A 19,164-nucleotide genomic window follows, 5' to 3' on the forward strand; every position below is an offset into this window, starting at 1 on the left:
TCTAATCGAGACTTCCACCGGTTTCTTTACTCCCTCGCCCCCTTCCACCGAGTATGCCAACCGATCTCGTAGTACCCGAGGAAACGATACAGGAAGCCTGCGGGGACGTCGAGTTCCCGCGCATGGGCGTTATCGAACAGGTCTGGGAAACCGATCCCATTCCCACCGAGGAGATCGAGGACCGGGCGGCAAAAGCAGTCAAAGGGCTCCCCTTCGAGGACGTCCCCGACGGCGGCGAGGTGGCGATCGGCGCGGGCAGCCGCGGCATCGCGAACCTGCCCGCAATCGTCCGCGGGGTGGTCCGGGGCGTCGAGGAGTCGGGCTACGAGCCGTTCGTCTTCCCGGCGATGGGCTCCCATGGGGGTGCCACGGCGGAGGGCCAGGTCGATAAGCTCTCGACGCTCGGGGTCACCGAGGAGTCGGCGGGCTGTCCGATCCGCGCGACGATGGAGGTCGTGGAGGTCGGGCGCACCCCCGAGCGCGACGTGCCCGTGTATGCCGACGCCAACGCGGTCGAGGCCGAAGCGATCATCCCAGTCAACCGGATCAAACCCCACACGGACTTTCAGGGCCCCGTCGAGAGCGGGCTCTCGAAGATGCTCGTCATCGGGATGGGCAAACAGCGCGGCGCGAAAATGGCTCACGACTGGGCGGTCGACTGGAGCCTGCGCAACATGCTCCCCGAGATCACCGAGATCCTCCTCGAAAAGCTCCCGGTCGCCGGCGGCGTCGCGATCCTCGAGGACGAACACGACGACACCGACCGGATCGAGGCGATCCCCCCGTCAGGGTTCTTGAAACGCGAGGCCGAACTCCTCGAAGTCGCGTGGGAACGAATGCCCAAACTCCCGTTCGAGGAGCTGGACGTGCTCGTCGTCGACCGGATCGGCAAGGACGTCAGCGGCCAGGGGATGGACACCAACGTCACCGGCCGCCGTCACTTCACCATCAACGAACCCGAGCCCGAATCCCCCGACGTGAAGCGGATCTACGTCCGGGGCTTTACGGGGAAAACGAAGGGCAACGCGATGGGCATGGGGGCAGCGGATTTCGTTCATGAGAACGTTTTCGAGGGGCTCGAACCGTCGAAGACGCTGATCAACGCGATCACCGCGAGCACCGTTCGCGGGGTACGCCTCCCGCCGGTCGTCGAAACCGATCGGGCGGGGCTGACGGCCGCACTCGGCACGATCGGTCCCGTTTCCGGCTCCGAGGCGCGCGTCCTCCGGGTGACCGACACGATGCGCTTACAGCGGTGTTACGCCTCCGAGGCGCTTATCGAGGCCGCTCGCGAGCGCGCGGACCTGCGCGTGGTCGGCGAGCCCGGGGGAGTCGAGTTCGATGCCAACGGCGAGTTCCTCGGGGCCCCTGAGTAGCGACGGGCGATACGGCTTACTGTCCGTAGCCCTACGCGGACGTATGCCACCCGACCTCGGACTGCTCGCTCGGCTCGCGGTCGCGGTCTTCGTGATCGTCATGCCGACGCTCATGTTTCTGGGACTCGTACGCCTGTTGAACCGGATGCGCGATGAGGACCTGATCTACCGGTTGATGACCGACGAAGAACTGCGAAGCGTCGAGCGCTCGCACTCGCTTGCGGGTTTCGTCGAGGAGGTCACCGGGACGACCCCCGGCGCGATCCGCTGTCCCGACTGCGGGGGGCTCAACGCCGCGGGGATGGACAGCTGTGTCGAGTGTGGTGCGCGAATCGGCTGATCGGCGAGCGCAAACCGGTCACTCCGCGTCGGCTTGGGCCTCGGAGACGTCGTGAAGCGTCTCGTGAAACCCGAGGACGAGCGAGGGAACCACGACGATGAAACAGTGTTCCTCGAGGGGAATCCCCGCGACCTCGATCCCGGTTCGCTCGACGATATCGAAGACGCCGACTTCGAGGGTGTACCAGTCCCAGACGTACGCGACGGGATAGAGCACGAGGACCGTCTTCGCGGCGCGTCTCAGGGCACCGGCTCGCTGAAGCAACGCGCCGGCGATCGCCCCCCAGAAGACGATGGTAGCGAGGTACGTATAGCGCCCGAGGACCGTAATATCGACTCGCATACCGGACTCGACGGATGGCACGTGCTAAACAGTATCGCCGTGGGAATGACTAACGTTGATTACGGTGGACAGCCAAACGTAACCGATACGATGGATATTGCCGATATAGCCACGACCGACTACACCGAAGCCGACGTCGGCGAGCGCTTCGGGAAGATCCGGGCCGCCTTCGAGGAGACCAACCCCAAAGCGATCGTGATCACCGACGACGGCGAGTACGCCGGTATCGTCACCGAGCGCCAGATCCTCCAATCGCACGTCGAGGACAACACCAAGGCCTCGGCGTTCATGCGCTCGGCGCCGGGGATCGACCGCGAGGAGGACATCCGCGAGGTCGCGCGCAAACTCGTCGAGGGCGGGACGATGGTCGCGCCCGTCTTCGACGGGGAGGGACTCTGGGGGATCGTCACCGCCGACGCCATTCTCGAGAGCGTCCTCGAGAACCTCGACGCCATCACCGTCGAGCAGATCTACACCGACGAGGTCGTCTCGGTCAACCGCGATACGACCGTCGGTCGGGCGATCAATCTCTTGCGCGAGCACGGCATCTCCCGTCTGCCCGTGCTGGCCGACGACGGCCAACTCGAAGGCGTCGTCACCACGCACGACCTGCGGGACGTGATCATCCGCGACATGGACAAAGCCACCGTCGGCGACCGGGCGGGCGACCTCGAACGGATCCTCGACATTCCGGTCTACGACGTGATGAACAGCCCCGTCGAAACCGCCGACCGCGAGGAGACGGCCAAAGCCGCCGTCGAACGAATGCTCGACAGCGATTACAACGGGCTGATGGTCACTGCCGACGAGAACGACCGACACGTCTCGGGCGTCGTCACCAAGACCGACGTGTTGCGGGCGCTGACCTTCACCGAGGACGAGCATATGGACGTCCAGATCACGAACATCGACCTGCTCGATACGCTCGCGCGCGAGGACGTCCGCACCGACATCGCCGGCGTCACCGACAAGTACCGCCGGATGCAGGTCCAACACGCCCACGTTCGCTTCCAGGAACACAAGGAGAAACTCCGGGGCACGCCGCTGATCCACTGCCAGATCCGTCTGCGCACCAACCGGGGCCAGGTCGCCGGTTCGGGCGAAGGCTACGGCGCGAACTCCGCGTTCCACGTCGCGCTCGATAAACTGGAGCGAAACGTCCTCGAAATGAAGGGGATGCAATCGGACGAGGAGTACGAAGGGCAGTTGCTCAGGAAACTCAACGAGATCTGATCACCCAGCTTTTACCAGCGAGTGAGCGAATCGAACGAGCGCTGTAAAAGCTGGATCAAAAGCGCGGCGTCTCCCTTTGGTCCGGCTGCGCTACCGCTCGCTTCGCTCGTAGAGTGCACTCCCTCAGACGGCCCTGAACGCCACGACCCCGACCACGCCCGCGATCAGCGCGAGCAGGATGCTCTCGGTGCGCCACACCACCAGCAGGGTGAGCCCCGCCGCGGCCCACTCGGCGGGGCCACCCGAGGCCAGTTCCGGCCCGAGTATCGCGATCACGATCGCGCCCGGCAGGACCGAGATCCCGGCTTCGAGCCGGTCGCTCACTTCGACGCGACTCAACAGCCACAGCCCGCCGGCCTTCGTCACGAACGTCACGGCGGCCATCGCGAGGATCACGCCCACTACCCGTGGATCGAGCGAGAGGGGTTCACTCATCGTAGCGGATCACCTCGACGACCCCGGCGAGCGCGCCCCCGACGAGGATGTACCACTGGCCGGGGAGGAATCTGGCGGCAAGCAGCGCGCTCGCGAGCGCGACGACCCACGGGACGAGCGACGACCGGCCCTCCCAGAGTTCGGCGGCGAGCGCGACGAAGACGGCCGCGAGGACGAAGTCGATCCCGTACCTGGCGGGATCGCCGATTTTCCCGCCCGCGAGAACTCCAAGCACCGTCGAGCCGACCCAGAACGTCCAGACTGCGAGGCCGCTTCCCAGCAGGAACGCGCCCCGGCCGCTGCCCGAGCCCAGATCGCGCATCGTCAGCGCCCAGTTCTCGTCGGCCATCAGAAAGAGGCTTCCGTAGGCCTGCCTCGCCGAGAGTCGACTGAACCACGGCTGGAGGGCCGCCCCCATCAGCGAGTACCGGAGGTTGATCGCGACCACCGCGAGCAGGACCGTCGTGACCGGGATCGGGTCGGCCCAGAGTTCGACGGCGACGATCTGTGAGGCCCCCGCGACGACGGTGGCGCTCATCAGCCCCGCCTCGGCGGCGCTCAGACCCGCACGAGCGGCCAGCACGCCGAACGCGACTCCATAGCCCCCGACCCCCAGCGCGATCGGGAGCGCCGTGAGAAATCCCGCCCGCACCCCGCGTCGGCGAAACGTGACCGGTTGCGATTCGGCCCCGTCGCTGTCGGCCCCCTCGTCCGGGCGATCGCTCTCGGCGTCGGGTCGTGGATTCGACATTCTCCGGGTCCTCTCGTCGACCGTGGTCGCAACCGGGCCACCGGTCACCCCTCCAGCAGTTCCCAGAGACGCTCGTGATCGCCGTCCATGCGCCCTACGAGGTCGCGTGCCCGGTTTCTGGTCTCGCCGTCGATGCGGACGTGGACCATCCCCTCGCCGGGTTGGCCGTAGACGACGCTCGCGCCGTCGGGTGCCAGCGCGATCGCGGGCACGGTCACGAGGTCCTCCTCGCCTGCAACGTCGATAGCGACCGGCTCATCGCTCTCGATCGCCTCCCGAAGCGCCCGGCAGATCGATTCCGAGAGTGCGCCGGCGGGGTTCGTCGCCGCGATTCGACGGGCGTCGCTTCCTTCGAGCGCGGCGGCGACCTCGGGATCGACCGTCTCGCGCTCGGTCAGCCCGTCGACCACGGCGACGTCGGGAGTCCGGCCGATCCGCTCGAAGTGAGAGGAGACGACGTCACCGACGGCGATCAGGGGGCCCGAAACGCCTTCCAGAAGGACAGCGGCGTCGGTCTCGATCGGTCCCATCGGCTCTTTGAACGCGCCTCGAAGGGAGTCGGGGAGTCGGAGGAGGACCTCTGGGTCCGCCATCAACGGACTTTCAGTGCGTACTCGCCGGCTTCGGTGACTTGCATCTCGCGGGCGATCTCGCTGTCCTCGGGGTGGGCGATCACGACGTAGCCCGCCCAGTCCTCGGTAAAGGAGGTCGATCCACACGACGGGCAGGCGTTGGTGTCGGGATCGACGACGCGATGGCAGTCCCGACAGACCTTTCGGTTGCGGGCCATCTAGTCGTCACCCGCGGCCTGTTGGCGTGCCTCGTGGTCCTCGGTAAGCCAGCCGTGCTTGCCGAGGCCGGGCTGTTTCGCGGTCAGACCGATCTTCGAGTCCCGTGGGTTGCGTTCGTCGATGCTCTTGGTGACGATCCGCGCGCGGACGGCGTCGTCCACACCGAGGGTACGGTTGGATTCGGTCGAGGCCAGTTGTTGGTTCTCGGCGTCGTAGGAGAGGTATTCGTCGGAGATCTGCGAGACGTGCAACAGGCCATCGACGGGGCCGATACCGACGAACGCACCGAACTCCACGACCTCCACTACCGTTCCGTCGACGACCTCCTGCATTCGGGGGTCGAACGTGACGGCGTCGAATTCGGCCTCATAGAAGACCGACCCCTCGTGGCGCTCGCGCTCGGGGAGGACGACGCCCTCGCCGACGTCGCGGACTTCGGTGACGGTGACGACGCTCCCGACCTCCGAGTCCATGCGTCCCTCGAGTTTGTCCTGGAGGAGTCGCTGTATCTGATCGGTCGTGACGCTGCCGAGTTCCCGCGCGGGGACCTCGACCGTGTCCGTGAGTGTAACCCGTTTATACATGTTATGGCTGAGTGACTGCGAGTTCGTTCCGGCCCCTTAAACCAATTACTGGAACGCTGGCGTCGAGCAGTCGCTCGCGCAGCGGGCCGTCGTTCGTGACGACGTACTCGCACTCGCCCGCCCGGGCCAGCGCGACGATGGCGTCGTCAGCGTGTGCGTGCTCGGTTTCGACCGTTCGACACCGCTCGGCGAGATCCGATCCGACCGTGGCCGCGACCGCCTCCCGACTCGCCCCGCCGGCGAGGTTCCGAAGCTCCCGGCACACCGAATCGGGGACGACGTACTCCGGGTCGGCCACCACCTGCTCGGTGGCCTCGAACACCCGCAGATCGCATTCGACTGGCATCATCAACGCGTTGGTATCCATGCAGACGACGGTCATCTACTCCGTCAGGGTGCCGATCCCGATGAGCCGCCAGCGCGTCCCGACCCGACGGTTGATGGCGATCGTCGCGTCGACGGGCGCACAGACGGGTCGCTTGAGCTTGACCTCACACTCCCCGTCGCGCGCGCTCGTGACCGCGCCGACCGTGGTGGCGGTACCGATGGTCATCATCAGCGGCTCGCCGGTGGAGATCGGGTCGATCGAGTCGCCCGCCTCGGCCCCGACGACCCGTTCGAGAAGGTCGATGTCCATCGTAAAGGACTCCCAGGTCGGCGGCAACGTTCCGGGGATCCCGGCGATCTGGCCCGCGAGCGCGTCGCCCTTCGTCAGGCTGGGATCCAGCCCGGTTCCGATACCGAGCAGGCCCCCCGGTACCGCCCGGTCGACGGCCTCGCCGCCGGCCTGTATCGAGCGCACGTCCGTCCGGATCGGCTCCCAGGAGGACTGGCCCCCCTCCTCGACCTCCCGGCCCGGCCGGACCTCGAGGTCGTCGCCGACCTCCAGGTGACCCGAGACGAGACTGCCCCCGATCACGCCGCCGGTGAGTTCGTCCCAGGTCGTCCCGGGGCGGTTGATGTCGAAACTGCGCGCGACGTGCATCCGGGGGTCGGCGTCGGGATCGCGTTCGGGCGTGGGGATCTCCTCCTCGATCGCGCCGATCAGGTAGTCGATGTTGACCTCCTGTTGGGCGCTAATCGGGACGATGGGTGCGTCCTCGGCCACAGTACCGGAGACGAACTCCTTGATCTGCTCGTAGTTCCGCTCGATCCGGTCGCGATCGACCAGGTCGACCTTGTTCTGGGCGATGACGACGTTCTCGATCCCGATGATATCGAGCGCCATCAGGTGCTCTTCGGTCTGGGGCTGGGGCACCTCCTCGGTGGCGCTGACGACGAGGACCGCTCCGTCCATGATCGAGGCCCCCGAGAGCATCGTTGCCATCAGGGTCTCGTGGCCCGGCGCGTCGACGAAGGAGACGGTGCGGACGACCTCGCTCTCCTCGCCGTCGGGGCAGGTCTCCTCGATCGTGTAACACTCGGGTTCGGGGAGGCCCGGACACCGCCGGAAAGTCGTATCCGCGTAGCCGAGTCGGATGGAGATCCCGCGTTTCATCTCCTCGGAGTGCTGGTCGGTCCACGACCCGCTCAGCGCCTGTACCAGCGTCGTCTTGCCGTGGTCGACGTGGCCGACCAGTCCGATGTTCACCTCCGGTTGCCGTTGTTTCTCCGCCAATGAAGCCTCCATAGTAATTTGGTGAGTGTTCGCCCCGAACGACTGATAAACCTACTGTTCTCTCCCCTCTCGCCGTGCGAACCGTCACCGCATTTCGTCCCGATTAGCCCCCGGTTTCGTTCGTCCCGTTCGATCCGTCCGTCCCGCTCTCGTTGCCAGTCGACGACCCGGTATCGCCCCCCTCGCTCGGAGCGGTCTCGAAGGTAAACGTCAGGCTCTCGTCGTCGTCGGCCGCGAGGCTGACCTCCCGTCGGTCCTCCCGATCGCCGACGGCCGCGGTGACGGCGTACTCGCCGGGCTCGACCCCTCGCCGGATGACGCGCCCGTCGGCGTCGGTGGTGAACGATTCGTCCTCGATCGCGCCGCCCGAAACGGTCACTGTCGCCCCCTCGATCGCGAGTCCGGTCCCGTCGACCACCCGTACGAAGAGGTTCGTCCCCTCGACGTCGAGGCCGCCGTCCTCGGGCGCGCCGTGTCCCGCGCCGCTCTCGTTGTCCCCCTCGGGGTCCTCGGCGCTTTCGTCGTCCGCGCCGCCCTCCTCACCGCCCTCGTCTCCGCCACCGGTGGATCCGTTCTCGTCCGCACAGCCGGCAAGCGTCGCAGCGACCGCGAGGCCGGCGAGAAAACGCCGTCGGCTGGGGTGGCGCTCGGGGTTCATCTCTCGATTACCCGTATCGGCGGGATGATAAAAACACCCCCGTTCGCTGTCGCCGACCGACAGGCGGATGTTCTCGGCGGGCCGACCTCCGGCGAGATCGAATGCGAACGGGACTCCTCGCGGTCGCCTGTCTGCTGGTGTTCGTCTCGGCAGCCATCCACCTCGCAATGGGCGTCGTCGGCCTTCTCGAAGCGATTTCGGGGGGCGGAAGTGTGCTCCTGCCGGCGCTGTATCTGCTCGGCGGGTTGGCCGCGCTCGCCCTGCTTGGTGTCGTCGTGACCGGTCGGTTTTCCGCGCCGATCACCTACGCGGCCGGCGTGGGGCTGATGGGACTTCTGGTGTTCGCGTACGCCGACGTCCACGCCCTCGGCCTCGCCGAATCGACCCTCGGGATCGAGACGGGCCACGACCACGGAGCGACATCGGCCCACGACGGTGCCCACAGTCACGACCACGGGGCAGGCGAGCACGGTCACAGTCATGACCACGACCACGGCGAGCACGCCGACACGGGCGCGCTGGCGACGCTCGCGAGTCACCTCCGTGGGGACACCTATGCGTTGGTTTCGAAAGCCGCCGAAGTGGGCGCCGGCGTTCTGTTCGTCGCGTTGCTCGCGTTGGAGCGCGCTCGCTGATTCAGAGCACGTCGAGGACGACGACCGAGAGGTACAGCTGGCCGAGCCCGGCCAGGATCATGACCGCGCCCGCGAGCCGCCGCAACCGCCCGCCGTAGCCGACGAACCGCGAGGTCCCGAGTGCCACCCCCACGCCGGTGGCGACGGTCGTCGCGACCATCAGCAGGCTCACCCCGCCCGCGTACGCACCGACCACGAGCGCCGCCTCCGTCGGCGGGCGGGCGATGGCCCCCAGGAACACCCCCAGCACGACCGGCACGACACAGCCGGCGGCCGCGAGCGCGTAGACCGCCCCGAAGAGCACGAAGCCGGCCACGTCGGTGCGCCGTGCGGGCAGGGCGACCCGCAGCGAGGGACCCCGATCGAGAACGACGAACAGGCCGACGACGACGAGCGCCGCCCCGATTACGGGTTCGAGTGCCACGAGTCGCTCGAAGCCGGCCTGTCCGACCCCCACCGCGAGTGCCGCGAGCGCCGCGAATACCGCGAGGACGCCCGCGCCGGCGGCAAGCCCCCTGAGGAGTGCGCCGCCGACCGGTCGGCGATCCCCCGCCTCGGCCCGTGAGACGTAGTAGCCGACGTAGCCCGGCAACAGCGGGTATGCACACGGCGAAAAGAAGGTCGCTACGCCGGCCCCGAAGGCAAAGCCCATCGTCCCGAGGAGTTCGAGGTCGGCCATCTACCGGGCGTCCTCGATCGCGCCGACCAGTCGATCGGCCTCGGCCAGTCCCGTGTGGGACCACGTGACGGTGTTCTCGGCGTCGAGCACCACGGCGGTCGGCAGACGAGTCACGTCGTGGCGCTCGGTGAGTTCGTGCTCGGCGTCGTGGGCGACGGTCCACGCCCCGCCGTTTTCGGCCCACCACTCGGCGACGTCCTCGGGCGGAAGGGTGGTGCCGACGGGTTCGTTCGTGATCGAGACGAACTGCACGTCCGTGTCCGCGACTCGCTCGTGGCTCGTCGCGAGCGCGGGCATCTGGGTCTCACAGGGCCCACACCACGTCCCGAAGAAATCGAGAAAGCTCACCCGCCCGCGCTCGGGCACCCGGATCTCGCCGGCGTCGCTCCCGGGTGCCGCGATGGTTTCGAGGGTCAGGGGCGCGTAGCCGCCGCCGAGCGAGGTCGTCGACACCGCCCACGCACCCGCGCCGACGACCCCGGCGCTCGCCACGCCCGCAAGCAGGTCGCGCCGGCGCATCAGTTCCCGGTGACCGTCCCGAGGTCCTCGACGACGCGGGAGGTGCCGGGCACGCCGGTGTAAGCGCGTTCGACGTAGCCCTCGCGGTTGACGAGGTAGGTGATCGGGTAGTGGTCGAAGCCGTACTCACCCATGTCGTGGCCCGAGTGGTCGCCCTGCATCTCCGAGGGATCGATCCGCTCGTACTCGACGCCGTAGGTGTCGGTGACGACCTCGCGGGCGCGCTCTTCGCTTTCAGGGCGCAGGAAGTGCCACCCCCCGGCCTCGTAGTCGACGCCCTGTTCGTCGCCGAACTCCCGGAGGACGTCTGCGGTATCGCGCTCGGGGTCGAACGTGGTCGCGAGAAAGGCTACATCGCCCGTATATTCCTTCTCGACGGCGTCGGCCTGCGCGTGGCGAAGCACCTGGGTCAGGGCGGGACAGACCCCGTCGGGACAGTGCGTGTAGATGAACGTCATCACCACGACCCGGTCGTCCTCGAAGTCGGCGGTCGAGACCTCCTCCCCCGAGAGCGCGTCCGGAAGCGTCGATTCGGGGAACTCCTCGCCGTAAGCGGGATAGGGCAGGTCCTCGCTGTCGGCGCCCTGATCCTCGGGCTCGCCGAGGCTGGTTTCCTGTGCGCCCCGTCCCAGACAGCCGGCAGCGAGTGTCCCCACGGTCCCCGCAGCCGCGCCGAGGTACGTACGCCGGTCCATGTCCCCCGCTCGGGTGCGGGGACAATTAGCCTCGTTGGTTCGCCCGTCGAATCAGCTCAGCGCCGATTCGATGGCCTCGCGCAGCTCCTCGACACTCGGAGCCTGTAGCTGTTGGTCGTTGACGAACACCGTGGGCGTGGCCTCGATACCTCGCTGTTGACCCTCGGATTTACTCTCCTTGAGCTGTTCGCAGAACGGACCGCTCTCGATCGCCTCCCGTACCGGCTGCTCGCTCGCACCCAGTTCGGCGGCGAGGCCGGCGACGTTATCGGCCGAGTACTCGCCCTGATACTGGTAGACCTCCTCGATGAAGGGGTAGTAGGCCTCCGCGCCCGCATCCTCGAAGACAGCGAGCGAGGCGTTCGCGACCGGCCAGGACCACTCCCCGTGAAACGGGAAGTCCCGATGTTCGTAGGCGATATCGCCGGGTTCGGCGTACTCGGCTTTGATCTCGGGGGCAGTATTCTCGGCGTACTGCTTGCAGCCCGGACACGCGAAGTCCTCGTAGGCGGTGACGACGACGTCGCTTTCGGGATCGCCCAGCGGCGGGACCTCGACGCTGCGTTGCTCGCCCGAGCACTCGCGCTCGTCGCCACTGCCGTTTCCACCGGAACCACCGGAACCGCCGCCGAGACAGCCCGCGAGCCCGCCCGCCGAGAGCGTGCCGGCGCTCGCGAGCAGCGCCCGCCGGGAGAATCGCTTCATACCCGACGGTTCGGCGCAGTCGGGTTAGGCCTGTCGCTCCGGCGGCCTTTTCTCGCTCGACTCCCTACCCAGCCCGTGCGCGAGTTCGGCTTCGAACTGTCGCTGTGTGCCCGCCTTGAACGGGAGGGTGGGATCGTCGCCCGCCAGCTCGGCGGCGCCGTCGCCGCCCCGGGGAGCCGGATCCTCGACGTCGTTCACGTCGAACCGGGCCCCGATCTCGACGAACGGGCGGCGATCACGCCCGAGCGCATCCCGGGACCGGCGATCGAGGCCGACGTCGGGACCGGCAGGGCGCGCTACTGGAAGGACGCCTTCTCGATCCACCCCGACCGCGCTCGGGGAGTCGTCGACAGAGCGGTCGAGGTGGGGTTTTTCGAGCGCGAACGACGCGGCGGGCGCGAGTACGTCCGCCAGACGGCCCGCTATCCCGACTGGTTCGGGCCGATCACGGCCATCGAGAACAAACCCGACCTCGGCTCGCCGGGCGATCTGGACCGCCAGCTCCGGTTCGACGTCTCCCTCGGTTTGGTCGATCGGGTCGTCCTCGCGACCGAGAGCTACGTCACGCGCGCCCATCTGAACCGACTCCCCGAGGCCGTGGGCGTCTGGCGGGTCGTCGACGGCGAGCGCGAGGTCGTCCAGGAGCCCACCCCGCTCGATCCCGAGGGGTGGGGTGTCGAACTCCGCGAGCGAACGCCGCTGCGAACCGACGTCTCGATGGTCTCACCCGCCCGGAAGGCGAGAAAGCGCCGCCGGATCGCCGAACGCGCCTACGCGAAGGGATGGCGAAGCGAGCCGCCGGCCTGCACTCACGGCGGGATCGAGACGGTCGCGGGCGCGAGCGTCCCCTACTGTACCCACTACGACCGGATCGTCGATCCCGGCGACTGTGGCCCCGGGTGTCCGGGCTACGACCCCGACCGAGCGCCCGAGATCGACCTCGCCGCCGAGCGCGAGCGCCGGACGCCGTGGGTGGCGGACCCGGCGGGACGAACGCGACGCCAGACCGGCCTCGATCGGTTCTCGACCTGACTCGCCCTCATACCCCCTACCGCCGGACCCGTATCGGGCGCTCGGCCCGGATGAACGGGTCGCTCTCCCCGTCCTCGGCGAGCGCCAGCCCCCCGTCGTCGCTGATGACCCGCCAGTCGGGCAGTGCCGGGATCCCGTAGGTTTCCGGATCGGCGTAGCGGTACGCCACTGCCCATACCCGCGCGCGCATCGACGACCGGCCGTCCGTCCCGCGTCGAGACCCCGATCCGACCGGCCGGCCCGTCGCCGTTTCCTTCTCGTCCATCGTCACACCTCTTCGGCGATGGCCCGCGCAACTCGCTCGCGGTCGAACAACCGCTCCTCGGCGGGGAGTTCGGGGTACGGCCCCTCCTCGTAGGCCGGCCACTCGCCGAAGGCCTCGGGGTAGAGCTGTTTGGCGGTCATCTCGAGCTGGAAGAGGTTCAGGATCGGGCCCTGATACCGCGCGCCCTGCGGATAGACACGCCCTTCTCTCACGGCGGCAATCTCTGTAGCGACGGGATTCGACTCGAGCGCCGCCCGGGTGTCGGGCAGGCTCGTCTCGGGTTCCATCCCGCCGAGAAACAGGATCACCTCGGGGTCGGCCTCCAACAACGTCTCGTAATCGACCGTCGCGCCCGAATCGACCGCCCCCTCGAAGGCGTCGCGCGGTCCCAGCGGCCGGGTGTGGGCCGTCAGGAACCCCGGGTTGCTAAGCGTATAGGCGTAGATCGTCTCCATGTCCCCCGAGGAGATCATGGCCGCCGTCGGCCGCTGTTCTTCGGGGGGCAACCCCGAGTCGATCGTCGCGAGCAGTTCCTCGTACACCGCCGCGAGTTCCTCGAAACGAGCTGTCTCGCCGAACGCCGTCGCGACGAGTTCGAACTGCTCCCAGAGGCTGTAGTACTCGTAACCCTCGGCCCACGCCGTCGGCGGCTCTTGGTGGCGGTCGCTCAGGGAGTTGCCCAACCACGGGGCGACGTTCTCGGCGATCTCGTCGATGTCCTCGCGAGTCCAGCCCTCGATCTGTGTGACCCACGCCGGATCCGCCAGATGGACGTCGCTGTCGAGTTCGTACAGCGTCTCCTTATCGGGCTCCCACGAGGAGTACAGCCCCGACCAGTCCAGCGAGACGCCCGGCAGGCGCTCGACGAACTGGTTCCACAGTCCGTCGTAGTACTCGGGGGCGTGCAGCGCTGTGATCCCCTCCCCGCGCCCGAGCGCGAACGCCATGTCCGCGTGGTGGGTCAGTCGCGTAAAGACCGTCTCGGGCGGGGACTCGAAGCTGACCTCCCCGACCGGTGACATCGAGACGGTAGTGCCCGCCCCGTCCTGCTCGCCCGACCCGCCGCCGTCCGAGCCGCCACCGCCGGTACAGCCCGCGAGCAGACCGCCCGCAAGCACCGTTGTACCGTACTTCACGTACTCGCGTCGCGTCGGTTCGTCGCGTGATCGTTGGGACATAGTTTTAGGCCCACCTAAAAAACGATAACTCCTCCGGTTCGAGGCCGGTCGAAATAGAGGGGGTCGACCGGGTGCTACTCGGCGTCGACGGAGCCGTGGTGGGCGCGGATGGGCGTTACCCGCGGGCCGCGGTCGGTACGTTCGACCTCCGCTTCGATCCCGAAGACCTCGGCAAGTAACTCCTCGGTGATGACCGTTCCGGGGGCACCACGCGCCTGGATCTCGCCGTCTTTGAGTGCGACCACGTAATCGGCGTAGCGGGCGGCCTGCTCGATATCGTGGAGCACGAGTACGACGGTGATCTCGCGATCCTCCCGGAGGGTTCGGACGATCTCCATCACTTCGAGCTGGTGGTGGAGATCGAGGAAGGTCGTGGGCTCGTCCAACAGCAGGACGTCGGTGTCCTGGGCCAACACCATCGCGATCCAGACGAGCTGGCGCTGCCCGCCGCTCAGGCTGCTCACCTCCCGGTCGCGGAGGTGCCCGACGCCCGCAAGCGAGATCGCGTCTTGAACCGCACACTCGTCCTCGTCGTCGACGCTCTCGAAGAAGCCTCTGTGGGGGTAGCGGCCGTGATAGACCAGCTCCTCGACGGTGATCGATTCCGGCGAGACGTTCTCTTGGGAGAGCAGTCCGAGCTTGCGCGCGAGTTCTTTGGTCCCGAGTGACTGGACGTCCTGGCCGTCGAGCACGACCGACCCCGCATCCGGCGAGAGCTGGTTTGCAAGCCCCTTGAGAAGCGTGCTCTTTCCCGAGCCGTTGGGCCCGACCAGCGCCGTCACCGCCCCCCGTTGGGCGACGATCGACTCGCCGTCGAGGACCGGCTCGCCGCCGGGATAGCTCACCACGAGGTCCTCACACGAGAGTTCGCTCGCCGAGGAGTTCGTGGCGTCGCGGCGGTTCGTGTTGCGATCCGTCTCGGTCGTGCCGTATTCGAGTGTGTGTTTCGACATCAGATCTCACCCATGTTTTGCTGTTTGCGCATCAGATACAGGAAGTAGGGGCCGCCGACCAGTCCGGTGACGATCCCCACCGGTATCTGGACCGGGTTGAGCGCGAGGCGTGCCCCGACGTCGGCGCCGACCATCAGCGCCGGGCCGACGAACAGACAGCCGACCATCAGCTTCCGGTAGTCGCTGCCGACGAGGTTCCGAACCATGTGAGGGACGATCAGCCCGACGAACCCGACGATCCCCGCCACGGCGATGCTCGCCGCGGCCGCTAGCACCGCGACCCCCGAGAGCGCGAAGCGAACCCGCTCGATCGACATACCCAGCGAGCGTGCGGTGCTCTCACCGAGCAACAGGACGTTACACTGCCGTGAGCCCGCCACCGACAGCGACACCGCCACTAGCGTCCAGGGCAAGGCCAACCGGACCTGCTGCCAGTCGGTGCCCGTTAGCGAGCCGGTCGTCCAGGCGATCGCCGACTGGACGACGCCGATGTCCTCGGCGAAGAAAAACAGCGCCGTCTGGAGGCTCCCGAAGACGGTGCCGACGATGACGCCCGCGAGCACCAGGCGTACCGGCGAGGTGCCGCCCTTCCAGGCGATGACGTAGACGATCAGGAAGGCCCCAGCCCCGCCCAGCGAGGCGATCAGCGGGAGGAACGCGGTGAGACTCCCGAAGACCACGAGCGTCAGCAGGATGAGGAGCCCGGCCCCCGAGGAGACGCCCAGAATGAACGGACTCGCGAGTTCGTTTCGGGTGACCGCCTGGAAGATCGCCCCCGAAACCCCGAGGTTCATCCCGACGAGGATCCCGACGAACACCCGCGGAAGGCGGATGTTCCAGACGATGAGGCTCTCGCGGCTCATCTCGGGGACCTCGCCGCCGAAGAGGAACGCACTCCAGGCCTGAGCGTTGAAGATCACCTCGGGGTTGAACACCGCCGCCCACGCCTGCGAGAGCGTCATCGAGTACGCGCCGAAGCTCACCTGCACCAGCCCGCCGCCGACGACCACGGCGGCGCTCGCGAGCGCGACGACCAGAAGCTTCGGATCGAACAGCCACGAGAGACGCCCCTCGGCGGCGACGTTCGACGATTCGAGGCTCGACCCGCCGCTCATGGTGCCTCGTGTTCCCGGGGGCGTGCGTACGCGAGTGCGTCGAGCGCGCTCACGGTCAGGCCTCTCCGGTGACGATCTCGGCGACTTCGGCCCGGTCGAACAACTGTTCCTCGGCAGGGATCTCGGGATACGGCTCGCCGGCTGCATACTCGGGCCACTCGCCGAAGACCTCGGGGTAGAGCTGTTTGGCGGTCATCTCCAACTGGAAGAGGTTCATCAGCGGGCCCTGTACCGGGTCCCCCGAAGGATAGACCCGCCCCGACTCGACGGCCGACAGCTGACTCCCGACGGGGTGATCGGCCAGCGTCTCGGCGATCGCCCCGACGTCGTAGTACGAGGCGATACCGTACTCGTGGAGCAACACGTCCGGATCGAACTCGAGCATCGTCTCGTACCCGTAGCTCGTCCCGCCGGTGATCTCCTCGCCGGCCAATGCGTCGGGCGCGCCGAGCGGACGAACGTGTGCGTTGGCAAAGCCCGGCGTGTCCGACCGGGTGGGATAGAACGTCCCGTCCATGAAGATGACCGTCGCGACCGTCGGGCGCTCCTCCTCGGGCGGGAGGTTCGACTCGATCGTTTCGAGGAGCTCCGAGTGGACGGCCGCAAGCGCCTCGAAACGGTCCTCGGTTCGGAACACCCCCGCGACCTGCTGTGCGATCTCCCAGAGGGTGTAGTACTCGTAGTCCTCGCGACACTCCTCGGGGGGTTGTGCGTGGTCGCGACTGAGGGTGTTTCCGAACCACGGCCCGATGTTCCGCTCGATCTCGTCGACGTCAGCCGACTCCCAGCCGTCGAACGAGAGGACGAGACAGGGATCGACCAGGTGAAGGTCGGAGTTCAGTTCGTAAAACAGCTCCTTGCCCACGTCGAGCTGTCCCGAGCCGGTGTTGAGCTGTGCCAGCCCCTCCCGGTCGAACGCCACCCCGTCGAGGGCTTCGTAGTAGGCGTCGAGCGTGTTCCCGCCGGTTTCGGCGTCGAACCCCAGCGAGTTCACCGACTCGCCGTGGCCGTACGCGACCGCCATGTCCGCGTACAGCAGGCTATAGACCATCACGCTCTCGGGGACCGCCGTGAACTCGACGTCGCCCACCGGAGCCATCGACGCCGTGTAGGTCTCGCCCCCCTCGGAACCGTCCGATCCGTCCGACTGCCCCTTCCCACTATCGTCGCCAGTACATCCTGCAAGCAGGCCGCCGCCGGCGACTACCCCACCGTACTTGACGTACTCTCGCCGGGTCACTCCCCCACGGTCGGCCGCCTCTCTTCCCATGGGTCTTAGGGGTCCCTAAAAACATAAAGCGTTTTCGACTTTTCGGGGTGCCTAAAACGAACCCCGGACCGGGACACTGCGCTTTCGTCGGCCGGCTACACTCGACGCACGAGGTGATCCCGAACGGTTCGCTGACACTCCCGGCAGAGTTCCTCGAGGCGCACGGCAGTCACGAGCACCGGGTGATCGATCGGGAGTCCCTCGTAGAGATAGCTCGCGAGGTCCCGCTGTCTGACGCCCGCCCGGCCCTGTGCGCCCGTGGTCCGCCCGAGGTCCGTCTGGCGGTCGGCGAGCAGCCCCTCACAGTCCGCCCGAAACGCCCCGAGGCGGGCGTGGCGCTCGCGCAGTCCCTCGAACCCATACGCCGAAAGCGCCGTCTCGTTCTCCTCGATCATCCACTCGCGGACCGGCTCGACGACTCCCCTCGCGCGTCGAAGCGAGTCGGCTTCGGCCTCGAGCGCGCCGTCCATCGCGGCGAGTTCGGCCCGACGGCGATCGACTTCGGTGCCGATCGCCCGATAGAGCGGGGGCGAGACGCCGCCGGTCGCGAGCGCCGTCGCGATCTCCTCGCCGAGTTCCGCGCCGAGCAGTTCCATCGTCGCGCGGTCCTCGCAGGTCGGCGCGACCGTCTCGGCGAACGCCTCCCGGATCGGTCGCGCGCCCGTCCGGCCGGCCGAGGAGACGAGGGTGTCGCCGCCGTCGGCGATCGCTGCCCGTGGCGAGACCGATTCTATCCGGGTGCGAAACCGGTCGTAGGCCGCGCGCTTTTCGGAAACCGCCTCGCGTTCGCGCGCGACGCGTTCGCGTGCCCCCTCGATGTGGGTCCTCATCGGCTCCTCATTGGCCGGTGACGATCCCGGCGACCTCGTCCCGGTCGAACAGCTCCTCCTCGATCCCGTAGACCTGTCCAGCGGCCCGCTCGGTGAGCACGAGGTTCGTGATCGGGCCCTGATAGAGCGGTCCACCCCGGTAGACGTCGCCGTTCTGGACGGCGGTCAGACGGCTCGCGACGTCGTCGTTCTCCAGGAACGAGACGACGGTGTCTTGGAACTCCGAGGCGGTTTTTCCCTCCTGGCCCCGCAGGAGCAACACCTCGGGGTCGACCTCCAGCAGCGTCTCGAAGTCCAGTTCCCCGCGATTGGTGTGGAAGTCCTCGACCTCCGAGTTCGCGAGCGCGTCGCGCACGCCCAGATCGCGCCACTGCTTGAAGCTCGTCCCCTCGCTGATCAGGTACGGCAGGAACGTTTCGGGCTGGTCGCCGTCGGCCCACAGGATCGCCACCTCGGGGCGCTCTCCTTCCGGCGGAACGATCTCCTCGACCCGGCCCTGAAACTCCTCGTGGAGCGCGACGAACTGCTCGTAGCGCTCTTGTTCCTGAAAGGCCTCCGCGAGCTTCCCGAACGCCTCGTACAGGGTATAGTACTGGTAGTCGTCGTGCCAGGCGTACTCCTGCGAGAAGATGCTGTTCCCGAAGAAGGGTCCGACGCTCTCGTCGATCTCGTCGATGTCGGCCTGCTCCCAGCCGCTGTAGCGATTCAACAGGAAGTTCGGGTCGATGACGTGGACGTCGGCGTCGAGTTCGTAGAACAGCTCCTTGTCGACGCCGTTCTGATAGAGGTCCGTCATCCCGCTCGTATCGACAGAGACGTCCGGGATCCCGTCGTAGTACCGGGTGTGATACCGGCTCGTGAGCCACAGCGCTTCGGGGGGCTCGTGGCCGAGCGCCACCCCCATGTCCGCCCAGCTCCCGTTGTTCGCGACCCACCGCTCGGGCGGGGACTCGAAGGTGACCTCCCCGACCGGCTCCATCGAGACGGTGTAGGACCCGCCTCCGCCCCCGCCATCGTCGCTCGAACCGTTCCCGTCTCCATCGCCATCGCCGCCGGTACAGCCCGCGAGTGCGAGCCCCGCCGCCGAACCGCCCGATACTAGTACCTCCCGTCGCGTCGGTCCCCTCGAACTACCTGCCATATGATTTAGGGCCGCCTAA

At 67.6% G+C, this 19,164-nt stretch carries 25 protein-coding genes; 5 read left to right on the top strand and 20 right to left on the bottom strand.

The window, feature by feature from the left end; translation table 11 throughout:
• Positions 1-53 precede the first annotated feature (53 nt).
• Both HACJB3_RS03710 and HACJB3_RS03715 read left to right on the top strand, forming a co-directional pair.
• On the top strand, positions 54-1,376 hold the full coding sequence (locus tag HACJB3_RS03710; RefSeq protein ID WP_008417861.1) for a hypothetical protein: 1,323 nt from the start codon (positions 54-56) through the stop codon (positions 1,374-1,376).
• Between the two features lie 43 nt (positions 1,377-1,419).
• Positions 1,420-1,716, top strand: coding sequence for a hypothetical protein (locus tag HACJB3_RS03715; protein WP_008417859.1), 297 nt, complete (start codon positions 1,420-1,422; stop codon positions 1,714-1,716).
• Positions 1,717-1,734: 18 nt separating this feature from the next.
• Here the strand turns inward: HACJB3_RS03715 and HACJB3_RS03720 are convergent, their stop codons facing one another.
• The gene (locus HACJB3_RS03720; protein ID WP_008417858.1) at positions 1,735-2,058 is read right to left on the bottom strand and encodes a lycopene cyclase domain-containing protein; all 324 of its coding nucleotides are present in this window, start codon (positions 2,056-2,058) and stop codon (positions 1,735-1,737) included.
• Between the two features lie 90 nt (positions 2,059-2,148).
• Here HACJB3_RS03720 and HACJB3_RS03725 point away from each other — a divergent pair, with 90 nt between their 5' ends.
• Positions 2,149-3,291, top strand: coding sequence for a CBS domain-containing protein (locus HACJB3_RS03725; protein WP_008417855.1), 1,143 nt, complete (start codon positions 2,149-2,151; stop codon positions 3,289-3,291).
• A gap of 123 nt (positions 3,292-3,414) precedes the next feature.
• Here HACJB3_RS03725 and HACJB3_RS03730 read toward each other — a convergent pair whose 3' ends face one another.
• From HACJB3_RS03730 to HACJB3_RS03765, 8 genes are all read right to left on the bottom strand, one after another.
• Entirely contained in the window at positions 3,415-3,726 is a 312-nt protein-coding gene (locus HACJB3_RS03730; protein ID WP_008417853.1) for an AzlD family protein, read from the bottom strand.
• Positions 3,719-4,477 (bottom strand): AzlC family ABC transporter permease, encoded by a 759-nt coding sequence (locus HACJB3_RS03735; protein ID WP_008417852.1) that lies wholly within the window; start codon positions 4,475-4,477, stop codon positions 3,719-3,721. The genes HACJB3_RS03730 and HACJB3_RS03735 overlap by 8 nt, the downstream gene beginning before the upstream one ends.
• A 44-nt stretch (positions 4,478-4,521) precedes the next feature.
• Complete coding sequence (locus tag HACJB3_RS03740) at positions 4,522-5,070, bottom strand: GTP-dependent dephospho-CoA kinase family protein (RefSeq protein ID WP_008417851.1); 549 nt, start codon at positions 5,068-5,070, stop codon at positions 4,522-4,524.
• A complete protein-coding gene (gene spt4 / locus HACJB3_RS03745) occupies positions 5,070-5,267 on the bottom strand; it encodes a transcription elongation factor subunit Spt4 (RefSeq protein ID WP_008417850.1) in 198 nt (65 codons plus the stop codon). The genes HACJB3_RS03740 and spt4 overlap by 1 nt, the downstream gene beginning before the upstream one ends.
• Positions 5,268-5,852, bottom strand: coding sequence for a DNA-directed RNA polymerase (locus HACJB3_RS03750; protein WP_008417849.1), 585 nt, complete (start codon positions 5,850-5,852; stop codon positions 5,268-5,270).
• 1 nt (position 5,853) lies between these two features.
• Positions 5,854-6,234: an RNA-binding protein gene (locus HACJB3_RS03755; RefSeq protein WP_008417848.1), complete on the bottom strand. Its 381-nt coding sequence runs from the start codon at positions 6,232-6,234 to the stop codon at positions 5,854-5,856.
• Entirely contained in the window at positions 6,235-7,482 is a 1,248-nt protein-coding gene (locus HACJB3_RS03760; RefSeq protein WP_049934262.1) for a translation initiation factor IF-2 subunit gamma, read from the bottom strand. It abuts the gene before it with no gap.
• A 91-nt stretch (positions 7,483-7,573) separates the two neighbouring features.
• Positions 7,574-8,128, bottom strand: a complete 555-nt coding sequence (locus HACJB3_RS03765) for a carboxypeptidase-like regulatory domain-containing protein (protein WP_008417845.1) — start codon at positions 8,126-8,128, stop codon at positions 7,574-7,576.
• Positions 8,129-8,229: 101 nt separating this feature from the next.
• Between HACJB3_RS03765 and HACJB3_RS03770 the strand changes: the two genes are divergently transcribed.
• On the top strand, positions 8,230-8,763 hold the full coding sequence (locus HACJB3_RS03770) for a hypothetical protein (RefSeq protein ID WP_008417844.1): 534 nt from the start codon (positions 8,230-8,232) through the stop codon (positions 8,761-8,763).
• Position 8,764: 1 nt separating this feature from the next.
• Here the strand turns inward: HACJB3_RS03770 and HACJB3_RS03775 are convergent, their stop codons facing one another.
• Genes HACJB3_RS03775 through HACJB3_RS03790 form a run of 4 tightly spaced genes read right to left on the bottom strand, consistent with a single transcriptional unit; the run spans position 8,765 to position 11,361 of the window.
• The gene (locus HACJB3_RS03775) at positions 8,765-9,442 is read right to left on the bottom strand and encodes a cytochrome c biogenesis CcdA family protein (RefSeq protein WP_008417843.1); all 678 of its coding nucleotides are present in this window, start codon (positions 9,440-9,442) and stop codon (positions 8,765-8,767) included.
• Positions 9,443-9,961: a TlpA family protein disulfide reductase gene (locus tag HACJB3_RS03780; RefSeq protein ID WP_008417842.1), complete on the bottom strand. Its 519-nt coding sequence runs from the start codon at positions 9,959-9,961 to the stop codon at positions 9,443-9,445.
• Positions 9,961-10,656, bottom strand: a complete 696-nt coding sequence (locus tag HACJB3_RS03785; RefSeq protein ID WP_008417840.1) for an SCO family protein — start codon at positions 10,654-10,656, stop codon at positions 9,961-9,963. The genes HACJB3_RS03780 and HACJB3_RS03785 overlap by 1 nt, the downstream gene beginning before the upstream one ends.
• A 51-nt stretch (positions 10,657-10,707) precedes the next feature.
• Positions 10,708-11,361 (bottom strand): DsbA family protein, encoded by a 654-nt coding sequence (locus tag HACJB3_RS03790; protein ID WP_008417839.1) that lies wholly within the window; start codon positions 11,359-11,361, stop codon positions 10,708-10,710.
• A gap of 75 nt (positions 11,362-11,436) precedes the next feature.
• On the opposite strand from HACJB3_RS03790, the gene HACJB3_RS03795 reads away from it, so the two are divergent.
• Complete coding sequence (locus HACJB3_RS03795) at positions 11,437-12,393, top strand: DUF5787 family protein (protein ID WP_008417837.1); 957 nt, start codon at positions 11,437-11,439, stop codon at positions 12,391-12,393.
• A gap of 16 nt (positions 12,394-12,409) precedes the next feature.
• On the opposite strand, the gene HACJB3_RS03800 is transcribed toward HACJB3_RS03795, so the two are convergent.
• The 7 genes from HACJB3_RS03800 to HACJB3_RS03830 form a co-directional block, all read right to left on the bottom strand.
• Positions 12,410-12,658 carry a hypothetical protein gene (locus HACJB3_RS03800; RefSeq protein WP_049934264.1) on the bottom strand — a complete coding sequence of 83 codons (249 nt, stop codon included), beginning with the start codon at positions 12,656-12,658 and terminating at the stop codon, positions 12,410-12,412.
• A gap of 2 nt (positions 12,659-12,660) precedes the next feature.
• Complete coding sequence (locus HACJB3_RS03805; protein WP_008417834.1) at positions 12,661-13,836, bottom strand: ABC transporter substrate-binding protein; 1,176 nt, start codon at positions 13,834-13,836, stop codon at positions 12,661-12,663.
• Between the two features lie 74 nt (positions 13,837-13,910).
• Positions 13,911-14,789, bottom strand: a complete 879-nt coding sequence (locus HACJB3_RS03810) for an ABC transporter ATP-binding protein (protein ID WP_008417833.1) — start codon at positions 14,787-14,789, stop codon at positions 13,911-13,913.
• Positions 14,789-15,904 carry a FecCD family ABC transporter permease gene (locus HACJB3_RS03815; RefSeq protein WP_008417832.1) on the bottom strand — a complete coding sequence of 372 codons (1,116 nt, stop codon included), beginning with the start codon at positions 15,902-15,904 and terminating at the stop codon, positions 14,789-14,791. Before HACJB3_RS03815 ends, HACJB3_RS03810 begins: the two co-directional genes overlap by 1 nt.
• A 55-nt stretch (positions 15,905-15,959) precedes the next feature.
• Complete coding sequence (locus tag HACJB3_RS03820; RefSeq protein WP_049934266.1) at positions 15,960-17,174, bottom strand: ABC transporter substrate-binding protein; 1,215 nt, start codon at positions 17,172-17,174, stop codon at positions 15,960-15,962.
• A gap of 95 nt (positions 17,175-17,269) precedes the next feature.
• The gene (locus HACJB3_RS03825; protein ID WP_008417830.1) at positions 17,270-18,004 is read right to left on the bottom strand and encodes a DUF7260 family protein; all 735 of its coding nucleotides are present in this window, start codon (positions 18,002-18,004) and stop codon (positions 17,270-17,272) included.
• Between the two features lie 7 nt (positions 18,005-18,011).
• Positions 18,012-19,145, bottom strand: coding sequence for an ABC transporter substrate-binding protein (locus tag HACJB3_RS03830; protein WP_008417829.1), 1,134 nt, complete (start codon positions 19,143-19,145; stop codon positions 18,012-18,014).
• Between the last annotated feature and the right edge of the window lie 19 nt (positions 19,146-19,164).

This window comes from Halalkalicoccus jeotgali B3 (assembly GCF_000196895.1).
GTDB classification, from domain to species: domain Archaea; phylum Halobacteriota; class Halobacteria; order Halobacteriales; family Halalkalicoccaceae; genus Halalkalicoccus; species Halalkalicoccus jeotgali.